We start from the raw sequence: 14,651 nt of genomic DNA, 5'->3' as shown, positions 1-14,651 counted from the left end.
ATCAGAGAAGTATCCCCATCTACGAAAAAAAGCGATCGACCTCTCTAATATCCACATTTCCACCGCTGACAATTACACCAACTCTGCTATTTTCTGCTTTCACAACTCCTGACAGCAAAGCCGCCGCAGCTAACACTCCCGTAGGCTCGACAACAATCTTCATCCGCTCCCACATAAAAAACATTGTATTGCGAATTTGCGCTTCCGAAACAGTTGCCATATCGTCCACATAATGCAGCACCAAAGGAAAAGTTAATTTCCCCAAAGAAGGTGTGCGCGCGCCGTCTGCGATCGTATCTGGGTTGCTAACAGTTTGCAGCGTTTTGGTGCGGAACGATCGCGCGGCATCATCTGCTTGCTCCGGTTCTACACCTATGACTGTACACTTGGGAGACAAAGTTTTAGCTGCGATCGCACATCCCGACAATAAACCTCCACCGCCGCAGCAAACCAGCAGCAAATCCAACTCCCCAACTTCTGCGATCAATTCCATCGCCGCCGTACCTTGTCCCGCGATCACTCGCGCGTCATCATAAGGAGGAATAATTGTCAAGTGTTGTTCTCTCGCAATTTGGGCGGTGAGATCTTCGCGGGAATTGCGAGTGCGATCGTACAAAACAATTTCGGCACCGTAGCCGCGAGTCGCTTCCTGCTTGACTTTGGGCGCGTCTGCTGGCATTACGACAGTAGCAGGAATTGAGAGTAATTGTGCGGCAAGGGCGATCGCCTGCGCGTGATTTCCCGAAGAAAAAGTCACTACTCCGTTGAGTTTTTCCGTTTCAGATAGCTGCATCAAAGCATTACAAGCACCGCGAAACTTAAACGAACCCGTCCGCTGAAAGTTTTCGCACTTAAAAAATACTTGAGAATGGGTTTGTTTGTTGACTGTGTGCGAAGTCAGCACAGGTGTCTTGAAAGCTTTGCCCTGCAAGCGCTTTGCCGCCGCCTCCACATCAGCAAAACAGACTTGCAAAGCATTTTTATCGGTAAGGTTGGCTGTCATATTTTTTTCTGCCTGGGGTGCTTGGGCGGCATTATATCATACATAGAATCAAAGCTTAATCAATTTTGATGATATGACATATCGGAAATAATTATCAATAGACTATTGCAACTAATTACCAAAAGCGTTGTAGGATAAGTTGAAGATTATTGCAATTAATTATCAAATAGTTTAGGTTAGGTTAGGAGATCGATTGATGAATGCAAAGTTTAAAGTGCTAGCAAGCGCTAGCGCAGGATTGTTGCTGCTAGCGGGTTTGACAGCGAATGCAGTCGGAGTTGGGCAGAAGGCGATCGCGCAAACAGCACCAAAGGGCGAGCGAGATTTAACAGCACAAGCAGCTATAAGTCGCATTAGGATCGTATTTGCCAACCGCAGAGATGCTACAGACTTGCAAAACAAAGCCAATCAAGTAGCGCAAATACTATCCAAAGAAATGGGAATTCCTATTGATGCAGTCATCGGCGACGAAACCGCTGCTGTAGAAGCTTTGAGGGCCGACAGGGCAGATGTCGCATTTGTAGCAGGGCGCGCGGCATTAAAAGCAGAACAATTAGCCAAAGCGCGGATGTATTTAGCAGAAGTTCGCAGCGATTATTCCGGCGGAAATACCTACGATTCTGTATTTGTAGTGCGGCAAGATAGTCCGCTGCGCCCCAAAGGTTCAGCAAAGCAAACCCTCGAACAATTGAAGGGTAAAAAAATGGCTTTCACTTCTCGAACTTCCGGTTCGGGATTTATTTTCCCAGTCTCAGAATTAGTAGGTCAAGGATTAGTCTCAGGCCCGGATAGACTCGAAAGTTTCTTTGGAAATGTTACCTACGGCGATGGTTACGGCAGCGCTTTGCAATCAGTTTTAAGAGGTCAAGCAGAAGTCGCAGCAGTTTCCGAATACGCTTTACTACCGCCTTGGATTACAGCAGAAGAAGGCAAGAAATTGCGAGTTTTGCAGCAGATTCCAGGAGTTCCAGCCCACGGAATTGTAATTGACGATCGCATTCCGGCACCGATGCGCGAAAAACTGATCAATGCTTTCATGAAAATGAACGAACCTGCAAACAATCAATTGTTCCGCAGTTTGTACAATTCCCAAAAATTAGTAAAAGTCGATCATGCGCGCCATTTGGCAACCTTGCGCCAAGCTTTGCAGCGCGCTAAACTCGAACCATAAAACAAAGGTTCGTAGTGAGGACTTCAGTCCGCAAAAAAAGCCGGACAAAAATCCTCACAGTAAAACAAAGGTTCGTAGTGAGGACTTTAGTCCGCAAAAAAAGCCGGACAAAAATCCTCACAGTAAAACAAAGGTTCGTAGTGAGGACTTTAGTCCGCAAAAAAAGCCGGACAAAAATCCTTACACAGTAAAACAAAGGTTCGTAGTGAGGACTTTAGTCCTCAGAAAAAGAAGGACTAAAGTCCTCACTACAAACCTATTTTATTGTAACAGTTAGATCGTAAATTATATTAAGGGCAAAGTTTATCAACAAATATTTACCAAGTTAATACAGCCAATTAAAAGTCAGCTAAACTAAAATTTTTATGTGTATCTCTTACTCATTCTCGCGCGAAGACAATTAAAAAATCTTCCCTCTTCCTTCTTCCCTCTTCCTTCTTCCTTCTTATTATGACTATCGAATGCAGTAAAATAGAAACAGCTTATTCAACCTCGCTAAAACGCCCGATTTTGAACGGAATTGATTGCAAAATAAAACAGGGCGAATTTGTAGCGCTGCTGGGTTTAAACGGTGCAGGAAAATCCACACTTTTGCGTTCATTTGTCGGATTAGTTCCCGTCAAAACCGGAGAAATTAGAATTAACGATACAGTAATAACTCCGCGCACATTGAGGCGAATTCGGCGCGATATTGGCTTGATTTTTCAAGGCGGCGGATTGATTAAACAGCTACCTGCGATCGACAATGTGCTGTGTGGTTGCTTGGGAGGATTGAATACTTGGGAGACTCTGTGGGGTTTTCCGAAGCAAAAGCGCGATCGAGCTTTTGAATTACTGGCAAACTTCGGACTGCAAGACCTAGCGTACCAAAAAACCGGACAACTCAGCGGCGGACAACAGCAAAAAGTGGCGATCGCCCGCGCCCTCATCCAATCTCCCCAGATTTTACTAGCAGACGAACCCACCACCGGATTAGACGTAATCGCCGCCCAACAAGTAATGGAAATCCTCGCCCTTCTGCACAAAGAACAAGGAATGACAGTAGTTGTAGTATTGCACGACTTAGGAATGGCAAGCAGATATCCAGAAAGAGCGATCGTCCTAGATGCCGGTCAAATAGTCTATGATGGCAAATGTCACAACCTGTCCGACAAATTCAGCAAACTAACACCGCCCAAACTAGCAGTGTGAACTCCCCTCTTCTCAACTCTTCCTCTGTGCCCTCTGCGCCCTCTGCGGTTCACAAAAAAAGCCCCTTCATCAAACCCAAAAATAGCCGTACATAAATCTCAAAACCAACTGAAATGATCGAAAAAAAATCAACTAACTTCTCAAAAAATTATAGCTTGATTAAAACCCCAGGTATTACAACAATCTTAATTGTAATTTATGGCTGGGCCTTGCAGGGATTAGAAATAGATGCCACAACATTGGCTAGCAGTTGGCCATACATGACAGATTTTATGTCCCGCTTGTGGCCCCCAAATCTCGAAATTATAGATGTTGCAATTAATGCCTTAATCGAAACAGTTCAAATGTCCTTGTGGGGAACGACTATCGGCGCAATTCTTTCCGTACCGATTGCGATTTGCAGCGCCCACAATATAGCACCAAAGTGGTTGCAATGGCTAGCTAATTTATTGCAAAATGCGGTGAGATCGGTTCCTTCAATTGTCCTGGGATTGCTGTTTGTATCCGCGACTGGTTTGGGCGCGCCTGCTGGTACTTTGGCTTTGGGAATTTATACTATAGGTTATCTTGCTAAATTTTATCAGGAGGCGATCGAGTCTGTGGAAGCGCGATCGATCGAATCGTTGCAAGTGGCGGGTGCATCTTGGCTGCAAGTTGCCCAATACGGCATTTTCCCCCAGGTGTTGCCGCTAGCGTTGGGTTACACGCTGTGGATGTTTGAATACAACATTCGGGCGGCTTCGGTGTTGGGTGTGGTGGGCGCCGGCGGTATTGGTTTTGAATTAGTCAATTATATTCGAGCTTTTGAATACAATAAGGCTACTACGATGATGTTGGTATTGTTAGTTGTCGTGACTGCGATCGATGTTATTAGCAGCAAATGGCGGCAGCGGTTGGAAACGAGGTAATACCAATTATTCAAAATCATTCAACAGTAATAGAGACGGCGGTTGAAACCGCGTCTACACAGACAAACCCACCTCCGTGGGTTGAAGAGTTAATTTTCTAATAGTCGATCGCACATTTCCCCCAAAAGTCGATCGAATTACTCGTAGGGGCGAAGCATTTGGGCGACAATTCACAACAAAAAACCCAAGATTTCATGCCCAAATGCTTCGCCCTCGCCCCATCAAAGGATCTCGATCGCAACGCCGGCAGTTTATCAAAACCAAATATTCATTGACTCTCGCGCATCAAGGGTTGACCAATATTTGGTAATTATGACTTGTCTGTGGGGGCTGGGTGAAGCATTCGGGTATTGGATGGTAGGTTGGGAATCAACTATTCTCGCCCGAATGCTTCACCCCTACAAATTTATCGGTATCCCGGCGTAGCGTAGCGGGGCGTAAGCCATCGCACAAATCCCCAAAAAGGCGATCGCGCGATCGTATCCACCATCAACAACACCGCAAAAAAAGACGGGGTAGTGCCGTTTCCCCGCCCAAAACAAAGCCACTAAATTGTTTGAAAATCAACAACAACAAAATAAGGACACAGCATTGCCGTGTCCTTATCTTGTTGGGATACAGCATTGCTGTATCCCCGTGCATACCCTTGATATTCAGATTAGAATTCTTGCCGTTTAGAACAAGAACAATTCAGAATTACCCGAAACTCCCAAATTGACATTGACAGTAGCAAACAAACTGTTGCCACCAACCGTCGAACCGTTGCTATCGTAATACAGCTTAGTAGTATTAGCTGCACTATCGAAGAGAGCAATAATCGACGGCGAAGTCAAGGATGACTCGATCGCGCTTACAGTAGCAACAGTGCTGCTGTACCGGTAGAAATTCACACCCAAAGGCCCCGAACCCAACCCAGCAAAAGCAATCTTGTCAATGTTAATTACATCATCAACAATGCTGTAATCCGTAATGATATCCCCGCCACCAGCAGTAGTTCCGGTGAACACAAACACATCAGAACCCAATCCACCGCTGAGAGCATTTGTTCCCAAACCGCCGATTAAAGTGTCATTACCAGCACCACCGGAGATGCTGTCATTACCAGCACCACCGGAGATGCTGTCATTACCAGCCCCACCGTTGAAGATATCAGCACCGGAACCACCGTTCAAAATATCGGAGAACTCAGTACCAGTGACGTTATTCGCCACAGTTGAATTGCCAGTAAACAAGACAGGAGTGGTAAAGTTATAACCGCCCGCACCAGAACCGAAGTTGTAAACTCCAGTTGTCGGGAAAGTACCCGGATTAGTCACTAAATTGACAATGCTACCAGAAGTCGGAGCAGGGGTAGTTGGAGAAGCAACGATCGTCCCTGTGAACACAAAGTCTGCTGTGCCCAAAGTCCCCGCAGCCGTACCCAAATTAGCAACAGTTGTGAAACCACCTGCCGCTGTACCATTCGAGTCAAACACCAACACCGTCTCGCTGTTCGTATTCGTATATACGAAGAAACCAGGAGTTGTAGAACCACCCACAGCCTTAGCTTGAGCCGCCTCCACAGTCGAATAATTGGCACCGGTGAAAATCACCAATTGTTTGCCAGTAATGTCAGGATTTGAACCGCTCGCACTGACAAAATTCGTAGAAGTCAAATTGCCGAAAGCGTTCGCAGCAAACTGCAATTTGTCAGTTCCGAAGGTAAAGTCAGTAATCGTATCCGGGCCGTCGCCGGGAGCCTTGAAAGCAAAGATATCTGCACCAGAACCGCCAGTCAAAATATCTACACCGGCACCACCGGTGATAGTATCTGCACCGCCGCCACCAGCGATCGTATCTGCACCGCCACCACCGTTGAGGATATCAGCCAACTCAGTACCAGTGACGTTATTCGCCACAGTTGAATTGCCAGTAAACAAGACAGGAGTGGTAAAATTGTAACCGCCCGCACCAGAACCGAAGTTGTAAACTCCAGTTGTCGGGAAAGTACCCGGATTAGCAACTAAATCAACAATGCTGCTGGAATTTGTAGAAGTACCAGTCGGAGCAGAACCAGTCGCACCAGTAAACAAGAAGTCTGCTGTGCCCAAAGTTCCCGCAGCCGTACCCAGATTCGCAACAGTTGTGAAACCGCCTGCCGCTGTACCGTTCGAGTCAAACACCAACACCGTCTCGCTGTTCGTATTCGTATATACGAAGAAACCAGGAGTTGTAGAACCGCCCAAAGCCTTAGCTTGCGCCGCTTCCACAGTCGAATAATTCCCGCCGGTGAAAATCACTAACTCTTTGCCAGTAATGTCAGGAGTTGAACCCGTCACACCGTCAAAGTTAGTAGTAGTCAAATTCCCGAAAGCACCACTGGCAAACTTGAATTTGTCAACCCCAAAGGCAAAGTCAGTAATCGTATCACCGCCTTCACCGGGAGAATTGTAAACAAAGATATCTGCACCACTGCCGCCAGTCAGAATATCTGCACCGCTACCACCGCTGAAGATGTCAGCAAATTGAGTACCAGTGACATTGTTAGCCTTCGCATCTCCGGTAAATAAGACGGGTGTGCTGAAGTTGTAACCGCCAACACCTGAACCGAAATTATTGCTACCACTCGGATAGGTATTCCCAGCAGCAGTTAAATCTACAATGCTGCCGGAATTTGTAGAAGTACCAGTCGGAGAAGTTGCGATCGCACCAGTAAACACAAAGTCTGCTGTGCCCAAAGTCCCCGCCGCAGTACCCAGATTCGCAACAGTTGTGAAACCGCCTGGTGCTGTACCGTTAGAGTCAAACACCAACACCGTTTCGTTCGCAGCATTGTTATATGCGAAGAAACCAGGAGTTGTAGAACTTCCTGTAGCCTTAGCTTGTGCCGCTTCGAGACTGGCATAGGTTCCGCCAGTGAAAATGACTAACTCTTTGCCGGTAATGTCAGGAGTTGAACCGCTAACACCGTCAAAGTTAGTAGTAGTCACATTGCCGAATTCGCTCGATACAAACTGGAATTTATCTGTTCCAGATTTGAAATCAGCAATTTTATCGCCACCTTCTTTAGTTGTGTTGTAAACAAACAGATCTGTGCCACTGCCACCGCTGAGGACATCAGCACCGAGGCCGCCGGTGATGGTATCGTTGCCGTCACCGCCGTCGATGGTATCGTTAAAGTTGCTGCCGACAATGTTGTCATCGCCAGCCAAAGCCTTGAAATTAACTGCGGCCGGATAAGTGCCGAAGTTTAAATTGTCAGGGCCGGAAGTACCGACAGGAACATTTAGTTGCGGGCCGCTGAAGACAAAGTTCCTGATTTGCAGGCTAAATTTCAGCGAGAAACTGGTGACAATTTCAAAGCGCGCCCCAACAGCAAATACCAGCACGGAACGGTTAGTTTCGGCATCTGTAAACTGACAGAAAGTAGGTGCGTCACTGTTGCCGCCCAAAGCTGCAAACCGCGCTTGCAAAGTGGCGATGCTGGTAACGGTGATATCGGCGCTGAAGTCGAGTAAGTTAGAACTGCCGATCGATCCAACAGTAGAAGTAGCCGTAATCGCCAGTCGAGTCAAGCTGGTAAGGCTGAGATTGCCAAAAGCTGCGGCAGACAACTCTAAGAGATCTTCATCAGCCTTAAAGTCAGTAATTAAGTCAGCATCTAGAACTGTTTTAATCTTTTCGCGGGAAACTTTGTAAATAAAGCGATTCTTACCAGCGCCTCCAATTAGAGTATTGGTTCCTTCGCCACCGTCGATCTCATTCTCGCCATCGCCGCCTTTAATTTTGTCATTGCCAATACCGCCGATGAGTTTGTTTTTGCCTTTACCACCTTCGATATCGTCATCGTCATCGCCACCTTCGATATCATTATCGCCATCACCGCCTTTGATTTTGTTTTTGCCTTTACCTCCTTTGATTTTGTTTTTGCCTTTACCACCGATGATATCGTCATCGTCATCGCCACCTTCGATATCATTCTCACCATCACCGCCTTTGATTTTGTTTTTGCCTTTACCTCCTTTGATTTTGTTTTTGCCTTTACCACCTTCGATCTCGTCATCGTCATCGCCACCTTCGATCTCGTTATCGCCATCACCGCCTTTAATTTTGTTTTTGCCCTTACCTCCTTTAATTTTGTTTTTGCCTTTACCACCGATGATATCGTCATCGCCATCACCACCGTCGATATCGTTCTCGCCATCGCCGCCTTTAATTTTGTCGTTGCCCTTACCTCCTTTAATTTTGTTTTTGCCCTTACCGCCTGTAATGTCATCACCGCCGTCGCCGCCTTGGATGTCGTTATCTAGCGTCTCGGAACCGACAATCACTTGAGGAGTTGTATTGCCAACAAAATTAAAGACATTTTGCTCGACTTTGAAGCTAAAACGCTGGCTGGTGAGAATGTTTTTGCCGTCGCTAACTTCAAAACCAAAACTGGCCGCACCGGTAAAACCTTTTGTAGCTTGGAAAGTTAACAAGCCGAGGCTAATCTCTACTTGAGTGAAGGTCAAACCGACTTGTGTTACATCTGCTCCCTTAAAGAATAGTTTCCCGGTTTTAGCATCAGGCAGCTCCGTTAACTTAAACACTGTGTCGCTAGCACCTTGCTCGTTATCGACAAACTTCAATAAGTCACCAGTAATAGTTTGCGGGTTGCCGTCGGAACCGACTATCAGTGTCTTATTAGCTTGCGATCGCGGAGGGGTATTAACTATTCGAGTTGGGGTTGGAGTTGGAGTTGGAGTTGGAGTTGGGGTTGGAGAGCTACCATTAACTCCCAAAAAGTCGCCAGCATTGAGAATCGTGGCGCTAACATTCAACAATAGTGCCAGCACCAACTGATTGCTGCTGAGCCGAATTTCGGTATTGAGGCCGACTTGTACAAACAACAAGCTGCTAAAGTTCAAGCTGCCAGACAGCAGAAACTTGTCGAAGCCGTCTTCGTAGTCAGTGATGACGGAACTTCCGGGAGTGGTATTGTTACCCATATCCATGACAAAAACGTCATTTCCAGCACCGCCGGTACAGGTATGGTTGCCAGTACCACCAACGATCGTATCGTTGCCAGCATTACCCATCAGCGTATCGTTGCCAGATCCGCCGCCGACAACGCTGTCGTCACCGTCGCCGCCGTCTGCCATGTCATTGCCGTCGCCAGTAACGAGGGTATCGTTGCCCGATCCGCCCATCAGGGTGTCGTCACCAGCGCCACCGACAATGCTGTCGTCTCCTTCGTCGCCGCTGCAAACGTCGTTGCCTTCGCCACCGATCAAGGTATCTGTGCCCTCACCGCCGACAACGCTGTCGTCGCCCTCGTCGCCGCTAACGTTGTCGTTGCCGGCACCGCCCATTACGGTGTCGTCGCCACTGCCGCCCATTACGGTGTCGTCGCCGTCGTCGCCGCTGCAAACGTCGCTGCCAGCACCGCCGATGACGGTATCGTTATCTTTGCCACCGTTAACAGTGTCATTGCCTTCGCCGCCGTTAACGTTGTCGTTACCCCGATCGCCCCTGACAGTATCGTTGCCTTCGCCACCATTGCAGGTGTCGTCGCCTTTGCCGCCGTAGACGGTATCATTGCCGCTGCCGCCGTCAACGTCATCCTTGCCGTCGTTACCGTGTACCCAGTCATCGCCGTCGTCGCCTTTGCAGGTATCGTTGCCGGTGCCACCAGAAAGAGTGTCGTTGTCTTTGCCACCGTAGAGGGTATCGTTGCCTTCGCCGCCGTCGCACTTGTCGTCGCCGCGATCGCCTCTTATTTCGTCATCGCCATCGCCGCCCTCGCAATCGTCGCCGTCTTTGCCTCCATAGAGTTTATTTTTGCCACTCTTTCCTTTGAGTTTGTCTTTGCCTCTTTTGCCGTAGAGCGACTGGTTAGCGCCCGTGGCAACAATTATGTCATCGCCATCAGTACCTTCGATCGTCTGGGGATCGCTGCCGCTGTTATCTTTTTTGTCATTTTTGTCATTTTTGTTGCCTGTACCTTCTTCGGGTACGCCGCTCAATTCAGCCATTTTGCTGCTATCATCAGCAACTTTGGGGGATGTGTCTTTAGGAGGAGGCGGATTCGGAACTTTGCCGTTAGTGATGCCGCTGTTTTGTGCGATCGCATTGTCAACTAACTTGCCTAACCCGCTATCGGAATTGATAGCACTAGCATCCCGAAAATCGGCGAGTCGATCGAGTTCGCTGGCGGAAAACACGAGTTTTGGCTGCTCATCATCCAGGGCGATCGGTGAAAACAAACTGGTTTTTTTCAGGTCAGAAATTTCTGTTTCATCTCGATCGGGAAAAAGTGTTCCCGATACATTTTCTAACAACATTTCTTCTTCCATCTTTGATATTTCCAAAAAAGGGCTAAGTTTCTTAGAGTCAGTTTATCAGCAAGGAGGATATAGCAGAAGCATAATTTTACAATTTCATACTTTCGCCTGCTAGAGCCGCCGATCTCCGACCTTTCTGTTTATAGATGCTATTTAAACTGCAAGGGGTTATTTCCATCAGTTGCGAGTTTTATCTTCTGCAATGGTGCACCAAAAATAATTGATCCGCCACATACACCGCAAGAGTTGTGCCACAGCGCAAAACGCTTGTGACTTTCTCCGTAATTTCTACAGTAAGCTGCACCTAAATGCGCCGAATTGTAGATTTTCTACGTAATTTCTACAGTAAGTTAGCAGAATGTAAACTCGCAACTGACAACTCCCACATAACTACCCAAAACCTTTATTACCCAAATTTTACCTTGCTTTTCCTGCGATCGAGCCTAGTTGCCTTAACTTTTTGTAACACTCCCAGCTCTGACAAATCCTTCCCTGACTTAGGATTTGCATCTCTTTTGCCAGTGACTGTACGCTCCTAATTTTAGTTCCCGATGATTAATAAATAAATTAGATGATTCGCCCCGGCAAATATTTGTTTTAATTTTCTGTCGTATAAGTTTATCTGAATTCGAGCCAGCCTCGCGAACTGATAAGATTTTGTATTTTAGAACAAAATAGCAATTCTGCCCAATAATATCTGGCTCAATACAGATTTTCAACAGTTGACAGTTGACAGTTGACAGTTGACAGTTTGAGAGCGGCCTCTACCGAAAAGTCCGAGTATTGGAGTAATGAATAGCCTGATTTTAATTTCTCCCGCTCCGGGTTCCGGCTTTCGACTAATTCTTTCTTGTAAAATTCTATAACACATAGCAATAAACACATAATTTATACGATTTTAGGTTTGAGATTTTAAATTTGAGATTAGTAATGACAGATTTTGTATTGTCTTGAACCTTGCCTACAATTGCATTAATTTTTGCCAAGAAGAATGGGTTTAAATCCTCCTCCTTTTAGGGGGAAATAAAACAAAATTCTTCACTGTTTCAATCCTCTTCCTTTTATGGAGAGGTAGCCCTCAAGCGGTCAACAGTCAACTGTCAACAGTCAACTGTCAACTGAAAAGTGGCATTGTTTTTGGTTAAAATTACAAGCTCGATCGGCATTTTGAGCGCAAATGACCCGTGGTGGACACGATAAACCCGGTTTATTTGTAAGTTTATGGTTGCCTTTTCCCAATATTTCACCGAAAAAGAGGCTGGATGAGGCTCAGTCCTCTAGATGAGAAAAATCCTGGTTGCTGGAAAGGGCTGGAATATTCGATAGCAGTTGTATTCTGAAAACTTCTCGGACACTTGACTTTATTTTTCCTGCTTCACTTTAGCTAGATTAAGACAGTTAAACAAAAAAATAACATTAACATAGAAGCGGTAAATTAGCAATAATCGATGAGGAATTTTAGAGGGTCGCTCTATCGATTAGCGATCGCCGCTCAGGGCTTATGGATGAGGACTCAGGGCTTACGGATGAGGACTCGCCGGCTGACCAATTCATTAATTGACACAAAATCAAGATTTGAAATGGGGGGTTGATGGTAGAGGATAAGTGGTGAGGACACAGCGATCGATCGCTACCGCCAAAAATTTACTCAAAATTGCCTGCGATATTGCCCTGAAACAGGTGGGCGATAGCTGAAGTAATCTTAATAAGAACTAGAGATCCGCCTGGTAAAGTGCCTCCTATTTAACTTTACTGAGCAATGACAAACTCAAGTTTCCGACGAATGTAAAAGGGTCTGCGGTAGAGGTGCAAAATGTTCAAAATAGCAAGATTGGAGAAAATTCGGCTTTCACCAAGCCATAGGGCAATCAAAACTAATAAACTGTTATTAAAGTACAAGTTTTATAGCCTCAAAGTGTTTGAACAAATATATTTGATCCCAGCGATCGCCCGATCGGGGGAAGCGCATTCAGAAACTTTGATTGAAAGAGTAAAAATTAGTTTGCCGATCGCGATTGCTAGCTGCAAAAACGCAGGCACATTCAGACTTGAGGCGGGGGGGCGCTAAATTGGTGAGCCAAGAATTTAAACTCTCAGTCACCCCAGTTGGGGACGACGAATATCTAGTGCGGACAGAAAAGGTTGCACCCGGTGTACCCTTAGCAGAGCAACAAGTCCGCTGGCCGATCGACCAATGGCTGGCACTGTCTGCTCAACTGATGAATGACCCGATGGTGGGCGTGTTCCAAGGAACTGGTGCTGCCGGTCGCACAGGGCGATCGACAAAAAACTCAGCGCCGAATTTAGTAGCCCTGGGGCAACAATTATACAGCGGACTGTTTCAAGGAAACTTGCGCGATAGCTGGACTTGCGCTCAAGGCATCGCCCAGCACCGCCGAGAAGTGCTGCAACTGCGCCTGGGACTCAAAGGCAGGCACTTGCCGCGGCTGCCGTGGGAAGTGCTGCACGCGGGCGATCGCCCTTTAGCAACCGGCACCGATGTCGTGTTTTCCCGCTACCAACCAGGTACAAGTTTGTTCAAACAAACCCGGGTGGTACCCAGCAGCGGCCCGCTAAAAATTTTAGTGGCGATCGCCTCTCCGAGCGATCGAGACAGCTTGCAGCTCAAACGAGAAGCGCTCCACTTGCAACAAGAACTGCAAAACCGGAGCGCTAATCCCCTCAAAAACGGCCCACACTCCGAAATTCAACTGACGATTCTCGAACAGCCCGATCGAGAACAGCTTACTCAAGCCCTAGAACAAGGACACTACCAAGTCTTGCACTACGCAGGCCACAGCAACTTAGGTTCCAGAGGTGGCGAACTCTACCTAGTCAGCAGCCGCACCGGGTTAACCGAAACCTTGAGCGGCGACGACTTAGCCGGATTGCTGGTTAACAACGGCATTCAGATGGCCGTGTTCAATTCCTGCCGCGGGGCCTACGGCGACCCCTCAGACATCGGCGAGGACAGTTCGGAACGCAATTTAACCGCAGCCTTAATCAAGCGGGGCATTCCGGCAGTGCTAGCAATGGCAGAAAGCATTCCCGACGATGTAGCCCTAACTCTGACGCGACTGTTTTACCGCAACCTGAATCAAGGCTATCCAGTCGATCTCAGCCTGAGTCGGGCCAGGGCGGGACTAATTTCTGCCTACGGTTCTCACCAGTTATACTGGGCTTTGCCGATTCTCTACCAGCACCCGGACTTTGACGGCTATCTGACGGGCGCCCCAGCCCAAAGCGGCCCATCCGGTTCTCCGGTGCCAAATTTAATCCTACCGGGAACGCCGTCGGCGGGAGGGGGTACAGAATGGAAGGCGCCGCCTGCACTCTCGACGATCGCCCCATACCCGCCAACCGCAGCCAATCAACCGCAGGAGTCAGACACAGATGACGGCGAAGTCTGGGAATATTTTCCCGACCAATTAAAAGATCGCAGGGATTGGGTTCACCAGAGCGATCGGTCTTCTGCTGCTAATTCACCGAACTCTATTCCTAATTCTGAGTCGGCGGCGATCCAAGCAACTCGGGTAACTACACCGACTCCGAAATCGTTCAAACAATCGGGATTGCAAAAATGTCTGGTAGTGATGCTTTGCTTGTTCCCCGTTGCTGTGAGTGCTGGCTTGTTTGGGTGGCGGCACTCACAGCAACGAGGCACGAAACCAGAAGAGTTACTGCCGGCGGTACGGACTCCCCTGTCGCAAAATTACTTGCAAGAACGTCACCAAGCAGAATGAAGAAGCAAGAAGGCATCAAACAGTTCACTTAATCTAAAAGGAAGGAAGAAGAGCAACAGAGCCAGCTTGAGTGCAAGCTGTATTTTACGTTTCATTTAGGATCGCGAATTAAATAATTTACACATATTTGTGGGATGGGCGTCCCGCCCGTCCAGAAAGGACGGGCGGGACGCCCATCCCACAAGAAGAATAAAAATTGTAAGTTATTTAATTCTTATTCCTTAAGTGAATTTACCGCTCGTAAAAACCTGGACAAAGCTACCCAAAAGTAGTCAATGTTAGACATCTACGTTAGTAATTTTAGTCCACAGTCCTAAAACTACAGGAATA

At 47.3% G+C, this 14,651-nt stretch carries 8 protein-coding genes; 5 read left to right on the top strand and 3 right to left on the bottom strand.

The genetic code is table 11. The features are described from left to right. Window positions 1-19: 19 nt before the first annotated feature. Window positions 20-1,003, bottom strand: a complete 984-nt coding sequence (locus tag JGK11_RS22890; protein ID WP_293213008.1) for a threo-3-hydroxy-L-aspartate ammonia-lyase — start codon at window positions 1,001-1,003, stop codon at window positions 20-22. Between the two features lie 196 nt (window positions 1,004-1,199). Between JGK11_RS22890 and JGK11_RS22885 the strand changes: the two genes are divergently transcribed. The 3 genes from JGK11_RS22885 to phnE all read left to right on the top strand — a co-directional run bounded on the left by JGK11_RS22885 (window position 1,200) and on the right by phnE (window position 4,273). Further along, complete coding sequence (locus JGK11_RS22885) at window positions 1,200-2,174, top strand: phosphate/phosphite/phosphonate ABC transporter substrate-binding protein (protein ID WP_293185187.1); 975 nt, start codon at window positions 1,200-1,202, stop codon at window positions 2,172-2,174. Between the two features lie 450 nt (window positions 2,175-2,624). Next, window positions 2,625-3,365: an ATP-binding cassette domain-containing protein gene (locus JGK11_RS22880; protein ID WP_293213006.1), complete on the top strand. Its 741-nt coding sequence runs from the start codon at window positions 2,625-2,627 to the stop codon at window positions 3,363-3,365. Window positions 3,366-3,520: 155 nt separating this feature from the next. Further along, entirely contained in the window at window positions 3,521-4,273 is a 753-nt protein-coding gene (gene phnE, locus JGK11_RS22875; RefSeq protein ID WP_293185189.1) for a phosphonate ABC transporter, permease protein PhnE, read from the top strand. 398 nt (window positions 4,274-4,671) lie between these two features. On the opposite strand, the gene JGK11_RS22870 is transcribed toward phnE, so the two are convergent. After that, window positions 4,672-4,821, bottom strand: coding sequence for a hypothetical protein (locus JGK11_RS22870; RefSeq protein WP_293213004.1), 150 nt, complete (start codon window positions 4,819-4,821; stop codon window positions 4,672-4,674). Between the two features lie 126 nt (window positions 4,822-4,947). Then, window positions 4,948-10,590 (bottom strand): cadherin-like domain-containing protein, encoded by a 5,643-nt coding sequence (locus JGK11_RS22865; protein WP_293213002.1) that lies wholly within the window; start codon window positions 10,588-10,590, stop codon window positions 4,948-4,950. A gap of 1,801 nt (window positions 10,591-12,391) precedes the next feature. On the opposite strand from JGK11_RS22865, the gene JGK11_RS22860 reads away from it, so the two are divergent. Together JGK11_RS22860 and JGK11_RS22855 are read left to right on the top strand one after the other, a co-directional pair. Further along, on the top strand, window positions 12,392-12,646 hold the full coding sequence (locus tag JGK11_RS22860; RefSeq protein WP_293193679.1) for a hypothetical protein: 255 nt from the start codon (window positions 12,392-12,394) through the stop codon (window positions 12,644-12,646). 4 nt (window positions 12,647-12,650) lie between these two features. Beyond that, complete coding sequence (locus JGK11_RS22855) at window positions 12,651-14,321, top strand: CHAT domain-containing protein (protein ID WP_293198371.1); 1,671 nt, start codon at window positions 12,651-12,653, stop codon at window positions 14,319-14,321. The last annotated feature ends 330 nt before the right edge of the window (window positions 14,322-14,651 follow it).

It is taken from the genome of Microcoleus sp. PH2017_34_RAT_O_A (assembly GCF_020737885.1).
Classification (GTDB): Bacteria; Cyanobacteriota; Cyanobacteriia; order Cyanobacteriales; family Microcoleaceae; genus Microcoleus.
The sequence above is the reverse complement of the archived record's forward strand: the minus strand, read 5'-3'. Positions and strand labels throughout refer to the sequence as shown.